Raw genomic sequence first — 21,675 nt, forward strand, 5'->3', positions numbered from 1 at the left:
ACTACATCAGCCTGCGGCCGTTAGGCACGGGCTTATCGATCTTGGCGAGGACGACTGCGCCCTCCTCATCTTCGAAACCCAGCGTCAAAACTTCCGATTTGAGCGGCCCGATCTGTCGTGGCGGGAAATTGACCACCGCCATCACCTGCCGCCCGACAAGCTCTTCCGGCGTATAATGCACGGTGATCTGCGCTGACGATTTCTTGATCCCGATTTCGGGCCCAAAATCGATGATAAGGATGATCGCCGGCTTGCGCGCCTCCGGAAACGGTCGTGCTTCCACTACCGTTCCAACCCGGACGTCGACCTTCAGGAAATCGTCAAAACTGATCGTGTCGCTCATTGCCCCAAGTCTTCACTTCTCCTGCGCGCCGCGGCAATAGCGCGATCCATGACCGCACCAAGCCCATCGTCGGCCATAAGAACATCAAGCGCTGCCTGCGTCGTCCCGTTGGGCGAGGTCACGTTCTTGCGCAACTGCGCGGCCGCGCTCGGATCGTTCTCAAGCAGTGCTGCCGCTCCAACGACCGTTTGGCGCGCCAATGTCATGGCTTGCTCAGGCGAGAGCCCCTGCTTTTCGCCTGCAACTGCCATGGCCTCGACGAGATAAAACACATAGGCCGGCCCCGAACCGGAAACCGCCGTCACTGCGTCGATGAGCTTTTCATCTTCGACCCAGACGACCTGCCCCGCTGCAGCCAATAAGGCATCGGTCAAATCCCGATCATGCGCGGAAACTGCCGGCGTTGCCACTGCGCCTGAGATCCCTTTCCCCAGTTGTGCCGGGGTGTTGGGCATCGTGCGAACCACCCGATCAGTACCTAGACCTGCGATGAGTTTCTCCAGAGATATTCCGGCGGCAATTGAAACCACCAGCGTCTCGCTGCCCACAATCGGTTTGACCACGGACAGAACCGCACCCATGACTTGCGGCTTGACCGCTAGAACGATGACCTCTGGTGCATCGCTCGGCAGATCGGCGCGCAAGATAGCGCCATGAGCTTCTGCGAAAGCGCCGACGCTCTCATGTGGCTGGGGATCGACGAGTGTGAGGCTCGCGCCCGGCAGCCCGGCGCGGATCCAGCCGGACGCCATGGCCATACCCATCTTGCCGGCTCCCACGAGGAGAACCGATCCAACAGTCGAAAGGCTCATGCCTCGCCTACTGTTTCAAACATCACTTCAGCCAACGCGTCCTGTGCAGACTTTCCAGCCCAGACGACGAATTGAAAAGCCTGATAGTAAAGGTCGCAGCTTTCAGACGCCGAGCGCAAAAGCGCCTCGCATTGTTGAGGCGACACTTCCGCACCACCCGAAAGCAGGTGCGAATTGCGGAAGAGCACGACGCCTTCCTTGTTCCAGATATCGAAATGGCCGATCCAGAGTTGCTCATTGATCAGCGAAATCAACTGCTTGATTTCGCCCCGCCGCGCATCGGGGACCTTGAGATCGAATGCGCACGCCAAATGCAGCGACTCCATCTCACGCATCCAGTTGAACGACACATGGTAGTCGCTCCAGCCGCCCTTGACCGAAATGGAAATCTCGTCGGCATCTTGCCGCTCGAACGACCAGTCGTTGATCGCGGCGATATGCTCGATGATGTCGACCGGATGGATAGTCCGATCAATTTCCAGTTCCAGAAGAGACATAGCTGGCTCCGCACGCTTAAACGAGGTCTGGGAAAGCACCGCCCAGCCGAAATGCTGAACGTGCTACGCGGCACAACCGAACCGGCCTGACCGGACCCGAATATGTACTTCTTTCAAAGCAGCACCGGGCAGTGGGTGTACGAATCGTCGTTGAGATAGACTGTACACCGCACCGGTCGGATGAACCCATAAACGCAGGTTCCAAACCGAGATTCTCTTGTGGATGATCGGATCGTCATGGTTAACGGGCCCTTAACAAACCCTTTTACACACAGGCTTTTAAGGCCCGCTAGCGTGTGCGCCCATGCTCGAGATCGCGCGCCCATTTTGCGCTGCCGTGGGCATTTGCGATGGCAGCGGCTGCCATATTGTCATAGGCGACCTGCCGCAGATTGACGTGCCATCCTTCGGCCGACCGCTCGACAACAGCATAGGCTGCCGCCGCAGACCAACGGCTGGCGGAGTCCCGATCGCTCATTGTAAACGATGGCCGCCCAACGCTGCCGGGATTGAAGACCACGGTGCCATCATCCAGCGTTATCACCCGTGCGACATGGGTATGGCCGCAGCAATAGAGTGGATAGCGCTTACCTGAGGGAAGCTCCGCCGCCACCTCATCTCCGGTCGCAACGCGAAACGCTTTGCGATCCTTGCGATCGAGCCAATAGGTCTCGTCCGACAGGGGTGAGCCGTGGCTGAGAAAGACTTGGTCCTCAAATACCCGCGTCTCGGGAAGCGCTCGAAGCCAGCTCAACGTCGCATCATCGAGCGCAGCAAGCGTTTCCTGGTCGTGAGTGTCGAGCAGGTCGGGATCGGCGTCCACGAGATAGCGGTCGGTATTGCCGCGAATGGCGGTCATCTCGACTTTTGCGAGCATGCCCGCCGTACGCACCGGTTCAAGCGGCCCCACGAAATGATCGCCAAGATTGAGCACGGCGTCGACATCGTGCCGATCGATATCGGCAAGCACCGCTTCGAGCGCCAGCGCGTTGCCGTGGACGTCGGATATGACGGCCAGTCGCATGGTCTAGCTGGTCTTCTTGGTGCGCTTGAAAGCGTCGAGTTCGCGCCGCAGAGCCTGGATTTCCTCGCCCTGGATCTGCACCATTTCGCGCAGCGCATCGTAATCTTCGCGCTTGACCAGGTTGAGGTCGTTGACCATGCGTTCCATCTGGCCACGCACGGCGGTTTCCGCTTCGCGGCGTACGCCGTCCGCCACCGAGGCAGCGTCGTTCATGATCCGCCCCAGATCGTCGAAAAACTTGCTCGATTGGGTCATCTTCACTTCCTTTTGCTTGGAGCGCGTTCGGTTCGGTCAATATGTAGGGTCTGGCGACGCGCTTGACCAGAGCCGGATGGGGCGTCATGGTCGCGCCGCCCGTTTCAATGCCTTGAGGCCCGCCTTGCCGTTTCCCGAAATTGATCCCATCGCCTTTGCCATCGGCCCCATCGTCATCCGCTGGTATGCCCTGGCTTATCTCGCCGGGATTTTCCTTGGCGTGGGATACGGCATGCTGCTGCTCAAGCGCAAATCGCTCTGGGTCAAGGGCACGCCACCCATGACGCCGGACGAGTTGTTCGATTTCACCTTCTGGATCGTTATCGGCATCATCATCGGCGGCCGGCTGGGCTATGTCTTCTTCTACGACCCGCTCAATTTCCTTGCGAACCCTGCCTCGATCATTGCGCTCTGGGACGGCGGGATGAGCTTCCATGGCGGCATGCTGGGGCTGATGGTCGCCATGATAGTCTATCTCTGGCGCAAAGGGGCCAATATCCTTTCGGGTCTCGACCTTCTTGCCTGCTGCGCGACCATCGGGTTGTTCCTTGGCCGCGTCGCCAATTTCATCAATGCCGAACTCTACGGCTCGGTCACGACGATGCCGTGGGGCGTCATTTTTCCCGGCGGCGGTGACCTGCCGCGTCACCCGAGCCAGCTCTATGAGGGCCTGCTCGAAGGCGTCGTGCTGTTCCTAGTCATTCGCTTTTTCACCCATAATCTGCTGGCCCTGCGCAAGCCCGGCCTGGTGGCCGGCATCTTCGGTATTGGGTACGCGGCCTCGCGCATTTTCGTCGAGTTCTTCCGCCTCCCCGACAGCCATATCGGGTATCTCGCGTTCGACTGGCTGACCATGGGCATGGTGCTGAGCCTGCCGATCCTCGTCGGGGGTATCGGCCTCGTCGCGTGGTCTCAGTCGCGCCGCCATGCCTGAGACCGCCCTGTCGCTCGGTGATTTGATCGACATGCAAATCCGCCAATCCGGACCCATGTCTTTGGCGACATATATGGGTCTATGCCTGACGCATCCCACACGCGGCTATTACCGCAAGGCGGATCCTCTGGGACGGTCTGGCGATTTCATCACCGCGCCCGAAATCTCCCAGACATTCGGCGAAATGATCGGCGCCTGGATCGCCGATCTCTACCTCCAGATGGGCAGTCCTGCGCAATTCACACTGCTCGAACTCGGGCCGGGTCGCGGGACACTGATGGCCGACGCTTTGCGTGTCGCCACGCGTGCGAGCGGATTGGCGGGCGCCCTCGCGCTTCGGCTTTTTGAAACAAATCCCGTCCTCATCTCCATGCAGCGCGAGGCACTGACCGAGTACGCGCCGGTGTGGCTCGACGATATCGAAGCTGTCGCCGATGCGCCGATAATCATCATCGCCAATGAGTTCTTCGACGCCTTGCCGGTGCGCCAGTTCGTCAAGCGCGATGGCAAATGGTTCGAACGCTGCGTTGGGCTGACCGACGGACAGCGGACATTCGGCCTATCGCCGACGCCCTATGACGAAGCGCTGATCGGGCAGCCCTACGCAAGCGCCGTCGATGGGGAAGTCGCTGAGATCGGGCTTGCCGCTCAGCAGTTCATGACACAGCTCAGTGGTTTGATCGCCCCGCGCGGTGGAGCCCTCCTGGCGCTCGATTACGGCCACGCAACAACGCAACCGGGCGAAACGCTGCAGGCCCTTGCCCGCCATGCCTATGTCGATCCCCTCGCCCAGCCGGGCGCTGCCGATTTGACCACGCATGTGGATTTCGAAGCACTGGCGCGCGCTGCACGCATGGCTGGGTTGACGCTGCCCCCACTTGTGACTCAAGGTCAGTTCCTTACATCCTTGGGACTGGCACAGCGCCATTCGGCGCTGGCCGCCGCCAACCCGGATCGCGCCGAGGATTTGCGGTCGGCCTTTGATAGGCTCACCGGCCCCGAGCAGATGGGTGACTTGTTCAAAGTGCTTTGTGCCGCCAGCCCGGGCCTCAAGCCCGCCGGTTTCGCCGCATAACAAGAGTTCAGCCAGCCGATGCATCCTCCTTTGGAAAAAAGCCCCGCCCTTACAACCGCTTCTGGCATTCGCCACGGTTTTTTCGGTCGACGGGGTGGCGTTTCCGAGGGTGAATTCGCATCGCTCAACGCCTCGAGCGCCGTCGGCGACGACACCGCGAACGTTGTCGAAAATATCCACCGCGCCGTCATGGCCCTCAAGGGTGGCCCCATCGAAGTGGCGCTTGCAAGGCAGGTGCACGGCACAGACGTGCTGGTCGTTGACGATCGCTACGATTTCGCCAAACGCCCCGAAGCCGATGCAATGGTGACCAAGCGGTCCGGCATTGCGCTCGGCATTCTCACCGCAGATTGCGTGCCCGTGCTGTTGGCCGATCCCGAAAGCGGCATCGTGGGGGCAGCGCACGCGGGATGGAAAGGTGCTGCCGATGGCATCGTCGAACGCACCGTCGAGGCCATGGTCGCACTCGGCGCTACACAATCGGCGATCATCGCCGCCATAGGCCCTGCCATCAGTGCGGAGAATTACGAGATAGGGAACGAAATGGCTGCCGATATCGAAAGCCGTTTTCCCGATGCGGCGCCGTTCGTCCTCAAAGACGGCTGGCCCCGCCCTCATTTCGACGTCCCGGGCCTCGTTCTCTCGCAGCTTCGCGCTCTTGGAATCGGGGCGGTTGAGCAGGTCGGGGATTGCACCTACGCACATCCGGAACTCTATTTCTCCCACCGCCATGCGACCCATAATGACACGCGGGCCGGACGACAGATTGCGCTGATTGCCCGAGGGTGATGGTGTGCGTCCGCGCAACATCGACACATCCTCTTCACGCTTCATGCAAAAGTCATATTGATGTTGCCGGGGCATACGTCTAAAGCTCCGCCCCACAAGCTCGGGGCATGGCGATTTCGGGCATGAAGCGCTGCCAGAAAAAGTGGTCGCCACTTTTTGGTTCGGCAGCGTGACCACATCGAGTGCGACAGATAGAGGCTGACCATGAAACTGGTGACGGGCAATTCTAACCTCACCGTGGCCAAGGCCGTTTCTCAATATCTCGAAATCCCCCTGACTGACGCGTCGGTCAAGAAATTTGCCGACAAGGAAATCTTCGTCGAAATTCTGGAAAACGTCCGCGGCGAGGACGTTTTCGTCCTTCAGTCGACGTCTTATCCCGCCAACGACCATCTGATGGAATTGCTGATCCTGATCGATGCGCTGCGCCGCTCTTCGGCCCGCCGCGTCACTGCCGTGCTGCCCTATTACGGCTATGCGCGCCAGGATCGCAAATCGGCCCCGCGCACCCCGATTTCGGCCAAGCTCGTGGCCAATCTGATTACCGAAGCGGGCGCCAACCGCATCTTGACCCTGGATCTGCACGCACCGCAAATCCAGGGCTTTTTCGACATCCCGACCGACAACCTCTATGCCGCTCCAGTGCTGACGCGCGACATTTCGGAAAACTACGACACCTCGAAGGTGATGATCGTTTCCCCCGACGTCGGCGGCGTATTGCGCGCCCGCAACGTTGCCAACCGCATCGGCGCGCAATTGGCCATCGTCGACAAGCGCCGTCCGCGCGCTGGCGTTTCGGAAGTGATGAACATCATCGGTGACGTCGAGGGCCAGTCGTGCATCCTGATCGACGATATCGTCGATTCCGGCGGCACGCTGGTCAACGCGGCCGAAGCGCTGCTCAATGCGGGCGCGAGCGAAGTATCGGCCTATATCACGCATGGCGTGCTCTCTGGCGAAGCGCCACAGCGCATTGCCAACTCGCGGCTGAAGGAACTAGTGACCACCAATTCGATCGAAATGACCGAAGCCGTGGCCAAGGTCGACAAGATCCGCCACATCTCGATCGCACCGCTGCTTGGCGAAGCCATCGCACGCACTGCGTCGGAGCAATCGGTATCGAGCCTCTTCGACTAGTTAACAATTCGTTAACGCTCAATTAAGCATCCCTCTCAAATTGCTGGTCGGCACGACTCCTCTCACCCTCCGATGACGGAAGCGAGATGGGAGCTTTGACCTATGGCGGCGACTCAGCCACAAGCAGGCCCTGCGAGTGGAACCATTGATCGGCTTCGGAATTTCTTGTTTGTGAAACTCCGTTGGGGCGAGCCTTCGATGTCCGCGAGTGCCGCGTTTTTGGAAGTATCAGTGACATCTAGCCCTCCTGAGCGACCCCGCGTCGCTCCACGCCTCAATGCCGAAGCAGAGCTTTTGCACCTGCTCGAGGAAATTCCGACATGGCCCGATGCGATGCTTGTGCACATGCACAAGCGGTTCGTTTCGAGTCGGCTTTTTCGCGTGCATCACGACCCTAACGGCCCCCTCACCAAACGCGCTGAAAGACTGCGCGACGCGGCACTGGCCGAAATGAGGGTTCGTGGCTTGCAAGCACCACCCGATACCGACGCCTGATCCCCGCTGAGCGGGGACTTGCCCTCGTCCGGGTGCTCCTGTATAGACCCCGCCCATGAAGCGCTCGTCACCCCTGGAGGACGGGCGCGCACTCTGCATTGATTGCAGACTGCACCCAACAAATGGATGAATTCCATGAGCGTCGAGCTTAAGGCTTCGGTGCGGGACCGGGTGGGCAAGGGGGCCGCTCGTGAACTGCGTCGTCAAGGTCTTGTTCCTGCAGTTATCTACGGCGATAAGAAAGCCCCTCTTTCCATCGCGATTTCCTACAAGGACACGTTCCGCAAGATTCATGACGGCGGATTTCTGTCGCACGTCATCGAGATCGACGTGGACGGCTCCAAGCACCGCGTGATCCCCAAGGATTACCAGCTTGAACCCGTACGCGACTTCCTCGTGCATGTGGATTTCCTGCGCGTCGGCAAGAACGCGACCCTGACGGTCGACGTTCCGGTCCACTTCGAGAACGAAGAAAAGTCGCCCGGCCTGAAAAAGGGCGGCGTGCTCAACATCGTTCGTCACACTGTCGAAGTGACCGTTCCAGCCGATTCCATTCCGGAAAACCTGGTCGTCGATCTGACCGGTGCGGAAGTCGGCGACTCGATCCACATCTCGGCGGTTACTCTGCCCAAGGGCGTCGTTCCGACCATCACGGATCGCGACTTCACCATCGCCACCATCGCTGCTCCGTCTGCCCTGCGCTCGTCTGAAGGCGCTGAAGGCGACGAGGCCGATGAAGGCGAAGATGAAGCTGCAGCGGAAAAAGACGAAGAATAGTCTTTGCAGGGTCGGCGGTTTTCGCCGGCCCTTCCTTCCCGGAGAGATGCGATGCACCTTATTGTGGGGCTCGGCAATCCCGGCGCCGAATACGCTGCCCACCGGCACAATATCGGCTTTCTGGCCGTCGACGAGATCGCCCGCCAGCACAGTTTCCCGCCCTTCCGGCAAAAATTTTCCGCGTTGATCAGCGAAGGTCTGATCGATGGCGAAAAGATCATGTTGCTCAAGCCGCAGACCTTCATGAACCGCTCGGGCGATTCCGTTGCCCAGGCGATCAGCTTTTACAAGCTGGCGCCCGCAGACATTACCGTGATCCACGACGAACTCGACCTCGCACCCGGAAAGGTCCGCATCAAATCGGGCGGCGGCAACGGCGGACACAATGGATTGCGGTCGATCGAAAGCCAGATCGGTAAGGACTATGTTCGGATCCGGCTCGGTATCGGCCACCCTGGGCATAAGGATCGCGTGCACTCCCATGTGCTCTCCAACTTTCACAAAGCCGAAAACGATTGGCTCGAGCCGCTGCTCGATGCCTTGGCCAAAAATGCCGGCCTGATCGCCAAGGGCGACGCCGCCGGCCTGATGAACAAGCTGGCGCTGGCCGTCCCGTCGACCAAGGCGGAGCCGGCGCCCAAACCGGCCCCCAAGGCGCAAAGCCACATTCACCAGTCGCGGCCCGCCACGCCGCAAGCCAAGATGCCGGACAGCGGCCCGATGGCCGAAATGCTCAAAAAGCTGTTCGGTAAAAGAGACTGACCCGCGCCGAAGCGTCCGACGGCGATATCCCCTCGGATGATGGATAGACGGCATGGGGCGATGAACGCTCCGCAGTTTGTTTTTTAGTATGAAGCGATCATCGCCCCAGGCGCTCGGGATTTTTGGCTTAGTCGCCCTTCAGAAGGCTGGGGTCAATCCCCGCCGGGTTTCCCCGGTAAGCCGTCGTATGGTTACCGACGACCGGCACTTGTGACGTTTAGGCCTCCCCTGCGGCGACCCGCAAGGAACCCGAACCAAACCCGCCCAAACGTTCGTTGCGCTTGCGTCCATAGGCGCGGGTTCGTGCGTGCAGTATGGATGCGGTTGAGACGGCGGGGATAAGTTATTTCTTGGCCGAAGGTGGTCGAGGAAACTCAGACCCCTCATCCGGACCCTCTCGCCTGCTGATGACCAGAACTTGATGCAAACCTTGACTTCTCACCCGCTCTGCACGAGTTAAGGCCCAACATTTTCCTGCGCGCTAAGCGCGCCATCTCCGAGGTTTCATCATGGGTTTCAAATGCGGCATCGTCGGCTTGCCCAATGTGGGCAAATCGACGCTTTTTAACGCCCTCACCCAGACCGCTGCCGCGCAGGCCGCAAATTTTCCGTTTTGCACGATCGAACCCAATGTCGGTGAAGTGTCGGTGCCCGACGAACGCCTCGACAAGCTGGCCGCGATCGGCAAGTCCAAGGAAATCATCCCGACACGGCTGTCGTTCGTCGACATCGCCGGACTGGTCAAAGGCGCGTCGAAGGGCGAGGGTCTGGGCAATCAGTTTCTCGCCAATATCCGCGAATGCGACGCCATCGCCTATGTGCTGCGCTGCTTTGAAAATGACGACATCATCCACGTCGCCGGCAAGGTGGACCCGATCGCCGACGCCGAAGTCGTCGAGACCGAGCTGATGCTTGCCGACCTCGAAAGCCTCGAAAAGCGCATCGGTGGACTGGAAAAGAAAATCCGGGCCAATGACAAGTATGCAAAGCTCACCCTCGAGCTTGTCAATCGTGCCAAGGCACTGCTCGAAGAGGGCAAGCCCGCGCGCCACACCGAGCGCGCCGCCGACGAGGAAAAGGCGTTCAAGGAGCTTCAGCTGCTCACGGCCAAGCCGGTGCTCTATGTCTGCAATGTCGATGAATCGGCAGCCGCTACGGGCAATGAGCACACGAAAAAGGTCGAGGAGTATGCCAAGGCGCAGGATGCGCGCACTGTCGTGATCTGCGCCGAAATCGAAGCCGAACTGGCTGGGCTCGATACTGCGGACCGTACCGACTATCTCTCCTCGCTGGGCCTTGAAGAACCCGGCCTGAACAAGCTGATCCGCGAGGGATACAAGCTCCTGCACCTCCAGACCTATTTTACCGTCGGTCCCAAGGAAGCGCGCGCCTGGACCATCCCCGTCGGCACCAAGGCGCCGCAGGCCGCCGGCGTCATCCACTCCGATTTCGAGCGCGGCTTTATTCGCGCCCAGACCATCGCCTATGACGACTTCGTTGCGCTGGGCGGCGAAGTGCCGGCCAAGGAAGCGGGCAAGGCACGCGACGAAGGCAAGGAGTATGTCGTCAAGGACGGCGACGTGCTGCTCTTCAAGTTCAACACCTGATATCGGCGATCGGCGGGGCGGCACCTCTTGCAAGCCCGAAACCCCGCAGCAACGCAATCATCGACGGTTTCAAAAAACCGGCAGTTCTTGGCGAGTGGCGTACGCGCCGCACAGCCCATCGTGCAGAAAATCCCCGTCGAGACGACGCCGACATAGGCCCTGCCGAGCCAGGCCTTGTCGCGGGCGGCGAGCGATGCATAAAGCGTTTCGGTGTCGGTCAATTGGGCCATCATCGCCTCCCATGCGGGCATTGGGCCACACGCCTTGCCGCTGAGCCACCCGATTTTCGCCATCCCTTCCGAATCACCTAAAGTGCCCGGCCTTTAACGGCAGGAGGCACAGCGTGAAAATCGATCTGGCATTGGTCTCCCCGCCCCTCAAGGCCATACTCGGACAATATCTGCGCACGGCCAAGGTGATCCTCGCAATCGTGGTCGTTCTGACGATCCTCGGTTCGCTCACCGGGATCACTGCGCCATTTCTGTTTTCGCGTCTCATCGACCAGCTGGACCCGGCCAATCTTTCAGAGGGACTGATCTGGGGGTTCGTGGCCTATGCCGTGCTGATGGGTGCGTCTTATACGATCCAGCGCATGTCGAGCTTTTTGACGTTCATGACGTCGGAGAGCCTGAACTTTGTGACCTCGACCGCATTTTTCGAGCGCATCGCAGGCAAGGCGTCGGGGTTCTTTCTGGACCACAACCCGGTGGAGATCGAAACGGCCCAGCACAGGGGGCTCGAGTCGCTCAACATCGTGGTCCAGTTCACCCTAGCCGCCCTCCTGCCCGGAACGCTGCAGGTGGCGCTAAGCCTCATCATGCTTGGCACTGTCTTGAGCCCGGATATCGCTTTGATCGTCGTGGTGTATGGCGTGGTTCACATCTGGCTCGTAGCGCGCGCAACGCGCACGACCCGTGTTCACCTCGACGAGGCGATCGAGCACTCACAGGCCAGCTCGCGCTTTATCGGCAATGCCATTTCGAGCATGGATACGCTGCGTCAGTTCGGCTCGGCGCGCTGGATGATCGGCCAGTTCACACGGCGCGAGCAATCGGCGCATTCCGCATGGCAGCGCTATGCCATGGCGCATGTGCGCTATGCGGGTCTGTTTGGAGCCTCGCTCGCCATCCAGTTCGCGCTGACGCTCTGGCTGCTTGTGCCGCGTGTCGCGGAAGGCAGTTTGACCGTCGGCGATCTCGTGCTGTTCAACACGTTGTTGCTGCAGCTCAACATGCCGTTCCAGATGATGGGCCAGGCCATCCAACAGATGTCCCAATCCTATTCCAAATTCCTGCCATTCGCCCGCATGTGGCAGGCCGAGTCGCATGACGATTTTGAAACGGCAGGTGATTTTTCACTCGATGGCGGCGCTGTCACCTTTTCCGATGTCGGCTATGTCTATCCCAATGGACGCGGCGTTTCGGGCGCCAGCTTTGAGGCCCGGCGCGGAACGATTACATACATCACCGGCGATACAGGCTCGGGCAAGTCGACGCTATTCAAGCTGCTCCTGAAATCGATGGAGCCGCAAACCGGCACGATCAATATCGACGGTACGTCGATCGGAAATGTCTCGCGCGCCGACTGGTTTGCGCAGGTCGCCGCGGTGCCCCAGGACGTGGTGCTGCTCAACGATACGCTGGCCACCAACATCGTTTTGGGCCGCTCCCATGACGACGCGCGCTTGCGCCGTGCGGCCGAACGGGCGGCTGTGCTGGGATTTATCGAGGGACTCGACGAAGGGTTCGAGACTGTTGTCGGTGAGCGCGGGTTGAAACTGTCGGGCGGGGAACGCCAGCGCATCGCCATTGCGCGCGCCCTTTATGCCGATCCGGCGATCCTGTTGCTCGACGAGGCCAGTTCGTCTCTCGATGCCGAAACGGAAAAGGACATCATGGATCAGTTGCGCCATATCCGCGATCAGGTGACGATCATTGCCATCACCCATCGGCTGAGCGTGATCGAGCCGGAGGACACTGTCGTGAGGATCGGACCTGCGACGGAAAGCGCGGCCACCCCATGATGTCGCCCCCTTGCCCCAGACGAAGATAGGGATAAAATGGGCGTTGACGTTAAGGGTAAGCAAATGACCAATCCGATAACCCATGACCGCCTCCACTATGAAGATCTTGAGTTGGGGCAGACCATCCCGCTCGGACCCCGGACGGTGAGCAAAGCCGACATCATCGAATTTGCGACCGAGTTCGACCCCTTCCCTTTCCATCTCGATGAAAAGGCGGCCAAAGCCAGCCTGCTCGGCGGCCTGGCGGCCAGCGGGTGGCAGACGGGGGCGCTGTCGCTGCGCATGCTGGTCGACGGATTTTTGTCCAGGATCGCATCCATGGGCGGCTTAGGCTTTACCGATCTGAAATGGAAGCGGCCGCTGATGAAGGGCGACACGCTCTCGGGCACCGCGACGGTCACCTCACTGCGGCGGTCGGCCGGTCATCCCAATATGGGGATCCTCACCATCGCCTTCGACATGCGCAACCAGAAGGGTCAGCAGGTGATGACGCTCAATCTCGCCAATCTCGTCGAAGTGCGCCATCCCGCCATGCTCGAGGAGGCAGCGCAATGACGCGGTGGTTTGAAGAAGTCGAGATCGACAAGCCTTTCGATCTCGGCAGTCATACCTTTAACGAGGATGAAATCATCAGGTTCGGCACGCTGTACGATCCGCAATATTTTCACGTCGATCGCGAAGCGGCCAAACACTCGCATTTCGGCGGGATCGTTGCTTCGGGCTGGCATACGGTCAGCGTCGGGCATCGCCTGATGGTGGACCGGCTGGAGGCCGAAGAAGAGATCGTGCGGCAAGAGGGTGGAGAGCCCGGCGTTTCAGGGCCCTCGCCCGGCGTCAACCGCATGGACTTCAAGGCACCAGTGCGTCCTGGCGACACCGTGCGTTACGCGCTGACGGTGACCGGCAAGCGTCAGTCAAACTCCATTCCCGGTTGGGGCCTGCTGTTCAACCTGCTCGAGGCGCATAACCAGAACGGCGAGCTTGTCTATTCCGCCGATCTCGTGGGGTTTTCCAAGCTGCGGGACTACAAGATGCCGCTAAAGACCAAGGCGCTGATGGCGTTGGCAACAATGCTCGTGCTGAGCAAGCTCGTGAGACGATGAGAGCGATAGATCGGATAAGTGTCGGGCTCGCCGGCGTGCTCGGCGCGAGCGGGGTGGCTGCCGCTGCAGCATCGTCGCATGCCGGTGCAGACCTGCTCGGTCCTTATGCGTTGATCGCGCTGACACACGCGCCGGCGCTGTTGGCGCTGGCCGCATTGCCGGTGCAGACGCGCCTCTTCGATATTGCACAAATTGCGCTTATGGCTGGCGCGGTCCTCTTTTGCGCCGACCTCGCCTGCCGCTACCTCCTGGGCTCTGCAGTGCTCCCGCTCGCAGCGCCTATGGCCGGAGTGGCGCTGATTATCGGCTGGATGCTGGTTACAATTGGCGCGGTTTTACGGATGCGTTGACAGGACCATTGTCCTGTGCTGTACTGCCTGTGTTCACCAACGAACTTGAGGTCCCACTCCGATGATTTGATATCGCAACGCGTCAGTGCAGAGGTCAAAGCGAAGTCGCCGGTATCCGGCAATTCGCAAGATTTGCATTGCGTGGTCGATTTCGATCCGATGGGACTACCGGGATTTTCCCGATCTCCTGACATAGCGGAACGCTTGATGGCCGATAAATCGGCCTGATTTCCTGCCGTTTTCAGCACCTTCCTTCGCGATCGACATCGCCGCGCATCCAGATGGTCCGTATTTGGCCACTGGAGCAGCACGCAAACCTGCACCCCCTGCACTGCCGCGCAGTCTTAAGCACGCAATCGGCCCGGGCCACCATGTCCGGGCTCCAATCCATTCATCCCGCGCGGGCCAGGCCCGGTGGTGGGAACGATGCTGCACGCCAGAATCGGACAATAGTCCTATGCGCGGGCATCAAGGAGGTTCTTATGAACGGGAAGATGTATAAGCTGACCGGCACCGGTCGCTTTGGGAAGGCGCCGCTACCGAAAGGTCCGCGTTATCAGGCGCCCCTGCCCAAACGCAGAAACGAAACGATAGCAGACCACCTGCCCAAGACCGATACGGCCCCCCTGCCCTTGCCTGACAAGCTCAAGGGCAAATAGGCCATCTTCCGTCGGCGCCGGAGCTGGTGCCGACGGAGCACCCACGGTGCCTTCAGTGTCGAAGGTGTGAGACGGCAGAGACGTACCGAAGCCTCAGTGATCGGCGAACATGGGATTGTCACCCGCTGTCTTGGTCGTCACTCGGCGGCGTTGGCGGCCCAGACGGCGCCGATGCGCGGCATGCTGGTTTCGATCCAATCGGCCAGGGCCTGGACGCGTTCAGCGGCCTCACGCCCCAAGGGTGTCAGGCTGTATTCCACATGGGGCGGAACGACGGGATATGACACCCGCGCGACCATGCCGTCCTCCTCGAGCCATTGCAGCGTCTGCGCCAGCATGCGCTCGGAAACACCGCTCACGCGCCGCCGCAGAGCGCTGAAGCGGTGCGTGCCGTCCATGAGGGCGATGAGCACAAGCACACCCCATCGGCTGGTCAGATGCTTGAGCACTTCGCGCGATGGGCAGGCCTCGGAAAAAAGCGCGCCGCGATCCATGGCAAGGGCGAGAGGACTGCGGTCAGGTGCGTTGGACATTTTTCATGCTTACTTTTCTGTACGTACTTACTCTTGGTAAGTTTGGTGAATATATGGGTGTTCCCTCTGCAAAACAAGGAGCATCATCATGTACGCCGTTACCGGAGCCACGGGCCAATTGGGCCGCATCGTCATCGCCGAACTGAAAAAACGCGGGTTCGGTGACAAGACCGTCGCGCTGATACGCGACCTCGCTAAAGGCGCCGACCTTGGCGTTGAAACGCGGGCCTTCGACTACGACAAGCCTGACGACCTCGCCAAGGCACTGGACGGCGTCGAGCGGCTTTTGCTGATTTCGGGCAGCGAAGTGGGCAAGCGCGAACCGCAGCACAAGGCCATCATTGCAGCGGCCCAGGCTGCGGGCGTCAAGGCCGTCGTCTATACGAGCCTCCTGCACGCTGACACCTCACCCATCGTTCTGGCGCCCGAGCACCGGGCGACCGAGGCCGCGATCAAGGCGTCGGGCCTCGACTACACGATCCTGCGCAACTCCTGGTACACCGAGAACTACACCGGTAGCCTGGGTGGAGCGGTTGCCAGCGGCACGATCGCCGGCTCGGCCGGGGACGGCAAACTGACCACCGCCAGCCGCCCAGACCTTGCGGAAGCCGCAGCCATCGCTCTCGTCACTGACGGGCACACCGGCAAGACCTACGAACTCGCCAATGACGACGCCTTCACGATGACCGAACTGGCCGCCGAAGTCTCGAAACAGTCCGGCAAGCCTGTCGTCTATGCGAACCTGCCCAAGGCGGAGTACGCGAAGTTGCTGGAAAGCTTTGGACTACCCCCTGCCGCTGCCGAGCTGATCGCCGACAGCGACGAGAAGGCGGCGTCGGGTGCACTCTATGATGACAGCAAGGCCCTGAGCACGCTTCTGGGCCGCCCGACCCAGACGCTCGAGCAGGCCGTGGCTCTGGCGCTCAAATAGCAGCCCGGCGCAGAGAGAGCGGCGAGCGTCGCTCTCTCAGTGCCCCTCAAAGGCAATGAGCGCTTCGACATCGACGCCCTGCGCGCGCAGTTTGGCGGCCCCGCCGATATCGGGAAGGTCGATGACAAAGGCCGAATGCTGAACGCTTGCCCCAGTACGTCGCAGGAGCGATACCGCAGCGATGGCCGTTCCGCCGGTTGCGATCAGATCGTCGACCAACAATACAGTGTCATCCGGACCAACCGCATTGGCGTGAATTTCGATCGTGTCGACGCCATATTCCAGAGCGTAGTTCTGCCCTATGGTTTCACCGGGCAGCTTGCCGGCCTTGCGTATGGGGACAAAGCCCACACCTAGCGCAATGGCCACGCCGGCGCCGAAAATGAAGCCCCGCGCCTCGATACCCGCCACCCGGGTGATCCCCTTGTCGCGATGCGCGTCGGCGAGCCGTTGGCAGCTCTCGCGAAAACCGTCCGAATTTTCGATCAGCGAAGTGATGTCGCGGAAAATGATGCCGGGCTTGGGATAGTCGGGAATCGAGCGCACAAGCGCCTTGAGGTCGAGTGTCATGGTGATGCCTATTGCCCGCGTCGAAATCGGCGCGATCCAATCATGATTCAGACGCTCGGGAAAGATTTCTCGTTCAGAAATACCGGTTGGGCGGCATGACCTTGGCGGTCAATTCGCCAGCCTTTCGAGCGGCGCGCCGTGCGGCCTGCACTGCTGCCAGCTTACGCTCTGTGGAGACCAGCTTGGGCGCTGCCCTTACGGCAGCACGCACCGCCGGGTTGCGGCTTGCCGCCCAGGCAATGATGGCAACAGTCTTGGCGACCTTGAAAGCCGACATGGTAATCTCCCGGTCAACACTGCAACAATGACCAATTCCTGCGGCGAGAACAAGACGCTGCAACGAAAAAGGGCCCCGAGGGGCCCTTTGATGCGTGCTGCGCGGACGCTTAGTGCGCGTCGCGCCAGATGCGCCGCTTGACGATATACATCAGCACGGCGAAGCCGATGAGGAAGATGATGACCCTGAAGCCCATCGTCTTGCGCGAGACCATGTGCGGATCTGCCGTCCACTGGAAGAAGGCCGCAAGATCGCGCGAATACTGGTCGACGGTCTCGGGGGTGGTTTCGTCATCATAGCTCACGATACCGTCCGAGAGCGGCGGCGCCATGGCGATGAGGTGGCCCGAATAATACTCGTTGTAGTACTGGCCGGGAGGCACTTCAAAACCTTCGGGCGCCTCTTCATAGCGGGTCAGAAGGTTGTAGACATAGTCCGCACCCGCTTCCTGATACGCGGTGAAGTAGTTGAAGACCCACCAGGGGAAAGGCTGGCTGATGCCACGTGCCTTTGCGATCAGCGACAGATCGGGCGGCAGAGCGCCGCCATTGGCGTCACGGGCGATCTGGTCGCTGGGGAAAGGCTCGGGCCAGCGATCGGCCGGAATGCCTTCACGCTCGCCGCCATCGGCGGTTTCGTCTGCGATGGTATATTCGGCAGCCAGTGCCCGGACCTGATCTTCGCTGTAGTGCGGTCCGCCCGCATCCGACAGATTGCGGAAGGCGATGAAATCGAGGCCGTGGCAGCTCGAGCAGACTTCGCGATAGACCTGGAAGCCGCGACGAAGCTGGTTCTCGTCATAGGTGCCGAACACCCCCGAAAAGCTCCAGTCCTGCTGGTAGGTCTCGGTGTACTCGCCAGCCGCCTGCACCGCGCCACCCGAGAGGGTAACGGCAAGGAAGGCAACTGCGCCAAGGATCGTCTTTTTAAGCATCATTGTTGTCCTTGCCCCCAATCAACCCTTGGCCTTGCCGAGCACGCTTTCCGAGATGGAAACCGGCAGCGGCGCGGGCTTTTCAATCCGTCCGAGGAGCGGAAGGATGATCAGGAAGTATGCGAAATAGTATGCCGTGGTGATCTTGCCGAGCACCGTATAGATGCCCTCCGCCGGCTGGGCCCCGAGATAGGCCAGCGCGATGAAGTTGACGACGAACAGCCAGTAAAACGGCTTGAACAGGGGGCGGAACGTACCGGCACGCACCTTGGAGGTATCGAGCCAGGGCAGCGCAAAGAGGATCAGCAGCGATCCCGCCATCACGATGACGCCACCGAGCTTGGAGTCGATGAACAGCACGTTGAAGTCGATCGCCCGCAGCATGGTGTAGAACGGCAGCAGATACCATTCAGGCACGATGTGAGACGGCGTGACCTGCGGATTGGCCGGAATGTAGTTGTCGGCGTGACCGAGGATATCGGGCGCAAAGAACACGAACCATGCGAACGGGATCAGGAACACGATGATCGCGAACAGGTCCTTCATCGTATAGTACGGATGGAAGGGCAGCGTATCGCGGCTTTCCTTGACCTCGACGCCGGTCGGGTTGTTGTTGCCCGGAACGTGCAGCGCCCAGATGTGCAGTACGACCACCGCTGCGACGATGAACGGCAGCAGATAGTGCAGCGAGAAGAACCGGTTCAGCGTCGGATTGGCAACAGAGAAGCCACCCAGCAGCATGGTCTGGATCGCTTCGCCAACCAGCGGAACAGCCGAGAAAATGCCGGTGATGACCGTCGCGCCCCAAAGGCTCATCTGGCCCCAGGGCAGAACGTAACCCATGAACGCAGTTGCCATCACGAGGATGAAGAGCACGACGCCCAGCATCCAGATGATTTCGCGCGGCGCCTTGTAGGAGCCGTAATACATCCCGCGGAAGATGTGGACGTAGATTGCCGCAAAGAACATCGAGGCGCCCACGGCGTGGGTACCCTGGATGATGCGGCCATAGTTGACGTCGCGGCGAATGTGCTCAACCGAAGCAAACGCCAGGTCCACATGGGGTGTGTAGTGCATCACGAGGATGATGCCGGTGACGATCTGCACCACCAGCATGAAGGCCAGAATACCGCCGAAGGTCCACCAGTAGTTGAGGTTCTTCGGGGTCGGGAAGTCCATCAGGTGTTCTTTGGAGAACCTGACGATCGGGAGACGGTCGTCGAGCCAACGCTCGAACCCGGAGCCCGGCGTATAATTGCCAGCGTGATTTGCCATGATGTGCTCCCCCTTACCCGATCTCTACAATGGTATCGGATACGAATTCATAAGGCGGCACCACCAGATTGGTGGGCGCAGGACCGCGGCGAATACGGCCGGCCGTATCGAACTGCGAACCGTGACAGGGGCAGAACCAGCCGCCGAAGTCACCCGATTCACCGACGGGAACGCAACCCAGATGGGTGCAGTTCGCGACCATGATGAGCCATTCTTCGTGCCCTTCGAGCACACGCTCTTCATCGCCTTCCGGATCGCGGAGTTCCGACAGCGGCACGGCACGGGCCGCTTCGATCTCCTCTGGCGTACGATGACGCACAAAGACCGGAAGACCCCGCCACAAGATGGTCACCGACGAGCCTTCGGGCACCGTCGAAACATCGAACCGGATGGATGCCAGTGCCAGCACCGAGGCGCTGGGATTTAACTGACTGATCAATGGCCAGGCGGCGCCGGCCACCCCGACCGCACCCACCGCACCTGTTGCGATGTATAGAAAATCGCGTCGTGTCGCTTTTGTTTCGCTCGCTGTCGCCAAAGCTCTAGTCCCCAAAAGGCCTGCACAAATTTGTTCTGAGCACCCGCGTGGGCCGCCTTGTGGTGTTTGAGGGTACACGACTCGGGCCCGCCGCCCGGAAGGCGGTGCGGATTTTTGGCTTCTTTTTGCACTGTCTATTGGACTTGTCCAGCCTTGGGACTGGTGACGAAGCCGATATGCGACACTATACCCACCTGGATTTCGCCAACCTGCCGCCACGGTTTAGCCATTGCCCCTCGCCCTTGCACTTTATCAGCCCGATATCGCCCAGAACACCGGCACTTTACTGCGGCTCGGCGCGTGTCTCGGCATCGCCATACACATTATCCATCCGACCGGCTTTCCGTTTTCGCGCGCCACGCTCAAACGGTCCGGCATGGATTATCTCGATCAGGTCGAAATGGTGGAACACGACAGCTACCAAGCTTTCGACGGATGGCGCAGAGAGGCCGGCCATCGGCTGATGCTCCTGACGACGAAGGCATCGACGCCGCACACAAGCGCACATTATGCCCCGTCCGATATCCTGATGGTCGGCCGCGAGAGCGCCGGCGTGCCGGAAGACGTGGCTGAAAACGCGGATCTGAGACTGCGTATCCCCATGCGCACCGGGGCACGGTCGCTCAACGTCGCGATCTCGGCTTCGATTGTACTCGGGGAGGCTCTGCGTCAGACTGGCGGGTTCGACAGCTTGTCGTGAGCCCGGTGTGGCATGCTGTCGCTTTTGACCTCGATCAACCTTAACGCGGGCGCCCTGCGCCATGGTCTCTGGCGAAATGACATGCTAGGGACCGGCCAACGCCATGAACGCTCCGATCAAAGATACCATGCCCCTCCCCCACGACATCGAAGACAAGAAAACCAAAGCCTCTGCGTGGTTTCGCCAGGTCCGCGACGATCTTTGCGCCGCGATCGAACGGCTTGAAGACGAGGTCACTGGCCCTCACGCGGACCGCGCGCCGGGCCGCTTCGAGCGCGACGTCTGGGATCGCCCGGCCGGCGGTGGCGGCGAAATGTCGATGCTGCATGGGCGGGTCTTTGAGAAGATGGGCGTTCACATCTCGACGGTGTTCGGGGAGTTTTCGCCCGAATTTGCCAAGCAGATCCCCGGCACAGAGGATAACCCCCAATTCTGGGCCTCGGGCATTTCGGTTATCGGGCACCCCTGGAACCCCAACGTTCCGGCGGTGCACATGAACACCCGCATGGTCGTGACCTCGAATTGGTGGTTTGGCGGCGGCGGCGACCTGACCCCGGTGCTCGATGTACGGCGCACGCAGGATGACCCGGATTCGGCCGCGTTTCACGCAGCGATGAAGGCGGCCTGCGATCCGCATCCCCAAGTCGACTACCAGCGCTACAAGGATTGGTGCGACGAGTATTTCTACCTCGCCCACCGCCAGGAGCCGCGCGGCATCGGCGGGATTTTCTATGATCGTCATAACACGGGCGACTGGGCAGCGGACTTTGCCTTTACCCAGGACGTTGGGCGGCAATTCGTCGAAATTTATCCTGAACTCGTTCGGCGCAATTTCGAAAAACCCTGGACCGAAGAACAGCGCCACGAGCAGCTCGTGCGGCGGGGTCGCTATGTCGAGTTCAACCTGCTCTATGACAGGGGAACGATGTTCGGCCTGAAGACCGGCGGTAACGTCACTTCGATTCTTTCCTCGATGCCGCCCGAAGTGCGCTGGCCCTGATTTTTCAGGTCGGAACCCGCCCTCGTATTGCCCGTTTTATGGTTTCCTCTATTCATTCAACAAAGGATACGGAGGAAGACCATGAAACGCTTTGATGGCGGGTCGTTGATCCCCGGAGCAACCTGGCACGCAACGGCCGAAACCGAGGCTGAAGTCGTCCGCAAGGCGGTCGAAAAGCTGAGGGCCGAGCACGGCGAAACCGATGTGCGCCCCGATATGGTCGAGCGCATCAAGGAACGTATCTTCGACGTGCCGACCAAACACTGATGACGTCA

The 21,675-nt window shown here is 60.4% G+C and carries 28 protein-coding genes and 1 pseudogene; 17 read left to right on the top strand and 12 right to left on the bottom strand.

All coding sequences use genetic code 11. The annotated features are described in order from the left end of the window. Position 1: 1 nt before the first annotated feature. From BLR31_RS07595 to BLR31_RS07615, 5 genes are all read right to left on the bottom strand, one after another. Positions 2 to 343, bottom strand: a complete 342-nt coding sequence (locus BLR31_RS07595) for a tRNA-binding protein (RefSeq protein WP_090594288.1) — start codon at positions 341 to 343, stop codon at positions 2 to 4. Next, the gene (proC, locus tag BLR31_RS07600; RefSeq protein ID WP_090594291.1) at positions 340 to 1,155 is read right to left on the bottom strand and encodes a pyrroline-5-carboxylate reductase; all 816 of its coding nucleotides are present in this window, start codon (positions 1,153 to 1,155) and stop codon (positions 340 to 342) included. Before proC ends, BLR31_RS07595 begins: the two co-directional genes overlap by 4 nt. After that, on the bottom strand, positions 1,152 to 1,652 hold the full coding sequence (locus tag BLR31_RS07605; RefSeq protein WP_090594293.1) for a type III secretion system chaperone family protein: 501 nt from the start codon (positions 1,650 to 1,652) through the stop codon (positions 1,152 to 1,154). The genes proC and BLR31_RS07605 overlap by 4 nt, the downstream gene beginning before the upstream one ends. Before the next feature lie 289 nt (positions 1,653 to 1,941). Then, a complete protein-coding gene (locus tag BLR31_RS07610; protein WP_090594295.1) occupies positions 1,942 to 2,676 on the bottom strand; it encodes a metallophosphoesterase family protein in 735 nt (244 codons plus the stop codon). Positions 2,677 to 2,679: 3 nt separating this feature from the next. Next, the gene (locus BLR31_RS07615) at positions 2,680 to 2,931 is read right to left on the bottom strand and encodes an accessory factor UbiK family protein (protein ID WP_090594840.1); all 252 of its coding nucleotides are present in this window, start codon (positions 2,929 to 2,931) and stop codon (positions 2,680 to 2,682) included. Between the two features lie 76 nt (positions 2,932 to 3,007). Between BLR31_RS07615 and lgt the strand changes: the two genes are divergently transcribed. The 8 genes from lgt (at position 3,008) to ychF (ending at position 10,507) form a co-directional block, all read left to right on the top strand. Further along, positions 3,008 to 3,865, top strand: a complete 858-nt coding sequence (gene lgt / locus BLR31_RS07620; protein WP_090594842.1) for a prolipoprotein diacylglyceryl transferase — start codon at positions 3,008 to 3,010, stop codon at positions 3,863 to 3,865. After that, positions 3,858 to 4,940 (top strand): class I SAM-dependent methyltransferase, encoded by a 1,083-nt coding sequence (locus BLR31_RS07625; protein WP_090594298.1) that lies wholly within the window; start codon positions 3,858 to 3,860, stop codon positions 4,938 to 4,940. The genes lgt and BLR31_RS07625 overlap by 8 nt, the downstream gene beginning before the upstream one ends. 18 nt (positions 4,941 to 4,958) lie before the next feature. Further along, positions 4,959 to 5,729: a peptidoglycan editing factor PgeF gene (gene pgeF / locus BLR31_RS07630; RefSeq protein WP_090594301.1), complete on the top strand. Its 771-nt coding sequence runs from the start codon at positions 4,959 to 4,961 to the stop codon at positions 5,727 to 5,729. A gap of 204 nt (positions 5,730 to 5,933) precedes the next feature. Continuing rightward, on the top strand, positions 5,934 to 6,866 hold the full coding sequence (locus BLR31_RS07635; RefSeq protein WP_090594304.1) for a ribose-phosphate pyrophosphokinase: 933 nt from the start codon (positions 5,934 to 5,936) through the stop codon (positions 6,864 to 6,866). 231 nt (positions 6,867 to 7,097) lie between these two features. Then, positions 7,098 to 7,361, top strand: a complete 264-nt coding sequence (locus tag BLR31_RS07640; protein ID WP_143009342.1) for a hypothetical protein — start codon at positions 7,098 to 7,100, stop codon at positions 7,359 to 7,361. A gap of 135 nt (positions 7,362 to 7,496) precedes the next feature. Continuing rightward, positions 7,497 to 8,138 carry a 50S ribosomal protein L25/general stress protein Ctc gene (locus tag BLR31_RS07645; RefSeq protein WP_090594845.1) on the top strand — a complete coding sequence of 214 codons (642 nt, stop codon included), beginning with the start codon at positions 7,497 to 7,499 and terminating at the stop codon, positions 8,136 to 8,138. Positions 8,139 to 8,189: 51 nt separating this feature from the next. Further along, the gene (pth, locus tag BLR31_RS07650) at positions 8,190 to 8,900 is read left to right on the top strand and encodes an aminoacyl-tRNA hydrolase (protein WP_090594309.1); all 711 of its coding nucleotides are present in this window, start codon (positions 8,190 to 8,192) and stop codon (positions 8,898 to 8,900) included. Between the two features lie 509 nt (positions 8,901 to 9,409). Continuing rightward, a complete protein-coding gene (ychF, locus tag BLR31_RS07655) occupies positions 9,410 to 10,507 on the top strand; it encodes a redox-regulated ATPase YchF (protein ID WP_090594312.1) in 1,098 nt (365 codons plus the stop codon). Positions 10,508 to 10,527: 20 nt separating this feature from the next. Here the strand turns inward: ychF and BLR31_RS22005 are convergent. Further along, a pseudogene (locus tag BLR31_RS22005) lies at positions 10,528 to 10,740 on the bottom strand (Ada metal-binding domain-containing protein); the annotation flags it as partial. Positions 10,741 to 10,850: 110 nt separating this feature from the next. Here BLR31_RS22005 and BLR31_RS07665 point away from each other — a divergent pair. The 5 genes from BLR31_RS07665 to BLR31_RS21635 all read left to right on the top strand — a co-directional run bounded on the left by BLR31_RS07665 (position 10,851) and on the right by BLR31_RS21635 (position 14,642). After that, positions 10,851 to 12,530 carry an ABC transporter ATP-binding protein gene (locus tag BLR31_RS07665; RefSeq protein WP_090594314.1) on the top strand — a complete coding sequence of 560 codons (1,680 nt, stop codon included), beginning with the start codon at positions 10,851 to 10,853 and terminating at the stop codon, positions 12,528 to 12,530. A gap of 63 nt (positions 12,531 to 12,593) precedes the next feature. Continuing rightward, complete coding sequence (locus BLR31_RS07670; RefSeq protein ID WP_090594848.1) at positions 12,594 to 13,085, top strand: MaoC family dehydratase; 492 nt, start codon at positions 12,594 to 12,596, stop codon at positions 13,083 to 13,085. Continuing rightward, positions 13,082 to 13,633: a MaoC/PaaZ C-terminal domain-containing protein gene (locus BLR31_RS07675; protein WP_090594316.1), complete on the top strand. Its 552-nt coding sequence runs from the start codon at positions 13,082 to 13,084 to the stop codon at positions 13,631 to 13,633. Before BLR31_RS07670 ends, BLR31_RS07675 begins: the two co-directional genes overlap by 4 nt. After that, a complete protein-coding gene (locus tag BLR31_RS07680) occupies positions 13,630 to 13,983 on the top strand; it encodes a DUF423 domain-containing protein (protein WP_090594319.1) in 354 nt (117 codons plus the stop codon). Before BLR31_RS07675 ends, BLR31_RS07680 begins: the two co-directional genes overlap by 4 nt. A gap of 482 nt (positions 13,984 to 14,465) precedes the next feature. Next, positions 14,466 to 14,642: a hypothetical protein gene (locus BLR31_RS21635; RefSeq protein ID WP_176762563.1), complete on the top strand. Its 177-nt coding sequence runs from the start codon at positions 14,466 to 14,468 to the stop codon at positions 14,640 to 14,642. Positions 14,643 to 14,779: 137 nt separating this feature from the next. Here BLR31_RS21635 and BLR31_RS07690 read toward each other — a convergent pair whose 3' ends face one another. Beyond that, positions 14,780 to 15,175 carry a winged helix-turn-helix transcriptional regulator gene (locus BLR31_RS07690; RefSeq protein ID WP_090594326.1) on the bottom strand — a complete coding sequence of 132 codons (396 nt, stop codon included), beginning with the start codon at positions 15,173 to 15,175 and terminating at the stop codon, positions 14,780 to 14,782. A gap of 88 nt (positions 15,176 to 15,263) precedes the next feature. On the opposite strand from BLR31_RS07690, the gene BLR31_RS07695 reads away from it, so the two are divergent. Further along, positions 15,264 to 16,106, top strand: a complete 843-nt coding sequence (locus BLR31_RS07695) for an SDR family oxidoreductase (protein ID WP_090594328.1) — start codon at positions 15,264 to 15,266, stop codon at positions 16,104 to 16,106. Between the two features lie 36 nt (positions 16,107 to 16,142). On the opposite strand, the gene BLR31_RS07700 is transcribed toward BLR31_RS07695, so the two are convergent. The 5 genes from BLR31_RS07700 to petA all read right to left on the bottom strand — a co-directional run bounded on the left by BLR31_RS07700 (position 16,143) and on the right by petA (position 19,700). Further along, entirely contained in the window at positions 16,143 to 16,676 is a 534-nt protein-coding gene (locus BLR31_RS07700; RefSeq protein ID WP_210183894.1) for an adenine phosphoribosyltransferase, read from the bottom strand. Positions 16,677 to 16,749: 73 nt separating this feature from the next. After that, positions 16,750 to 16,953, bottom strand: a complete 204-nt coding sequence (locus BLR31_RS07705; RefSeq protein WP_090594333.1) for a hypothetical protein — start codon at positions 16,951 to 16,953, stop codon at positions 16,750 to 16,752. Between the two features lie 109 nt (positions 16,954 to 17,062). Continuing rightward, a complete protein-coding gene (locus BLR31_RS07710) occupies positions 17,063 to 17,887 on the bottom strand; it encodes a cytochrome c1 (protein WP_090594850.1) in 825 nt (274 codons plus the stop codon). Between the two features lie 21 nt (positions 17,888 to 17,908). After that, positions 17,909 to 19,162, bottom strand: coding sequence for a cytochrome b (locus BLR31_RS07715; protein WP_090594335.1), 1,254 nt, complete (start codon positions 19,160 to 19,162; stop codon positions 17,909 to 17,911). A 13-nt stretch (positions 19,163 to 19,175) separates the two neighbouring features. Next, complete coding sequence (gene petA / locus BLR31_RS07720) at positions 19,176 to 19,700, bottom strand: ubiquinol-cytochrome c reductase iron-sulfur subunit (protein WP_090594338.1); 525 nt, start codon at positions 19,698 to 19,700, stop codon at positions 19,176 to 19,178. A gap of 229 nt (positions 19,701 to 19,929) precedes the next feature. Between petA and BLR31_RS07725 the strand changes: the two genes are divergently transcribed. The 3 genes from BLR31_RS07725 to BLR31_RS07735 all read left to right on the top strand — a co-directional run bounded on the left by BLR31_RS07725 (position 19,930) and on the right by BLR31_RS07735 (position 21,667). Beyond that, positions 19,930 to 20,400 carry a tRNA (cytidine(34)-2'-O)-methyltransferase gene (locus BLR31_RS07725; RefSeq protein ID WP_090594340.1) on the top strand — a complete coding sequence of 157 codons (471 nt, stop codon included), beginning with the start codon at positions 19,930 to 19,932 and terminating at the stop codon, positions 20,398 to 20,400. A gap of 103 nt (positions 20,401 to 20,503) precedes the next feature. Next, positions 20,504 to 21,400: an oxygen-dependent coproporphyrinogen oxidase gene (gene hemF, locus BLR31_RS07730; protein WP_090594343.1), complete on the top strand. Its 897-nt coding sequence runs from the start codon at positions 20,504 to 20,506 to the stop codon at positions 21,398 to 21,400. A gap of 81 nt (positions 21,401 to 21,481) precedes the next feature. Beyond that, positions 21,482 to 21,667: a DUF1059 domain-containing protein gene (locus BLR31_RS07735; protein WP_090594346.1), complete on the top strand. Its 186-nt coding sequence runs from the start codon at positions 21,482 to 21,484 to the stop codon at positions 21,665 to 21,667. Positions 21,668 to 21,675 lie beyond the last annotated feature (8 nt).

It is taken from the genome of Pelagibacterium luteolum (genome assembly GCF_900100665.1).
GTDB classification, from domain to species: Bacteria; Pseudomonadota; Alphaproteobacteria; order Rhizobiales; family Devosiaceae; genus Pelagibacterium; species Pelagibacterium luteolum.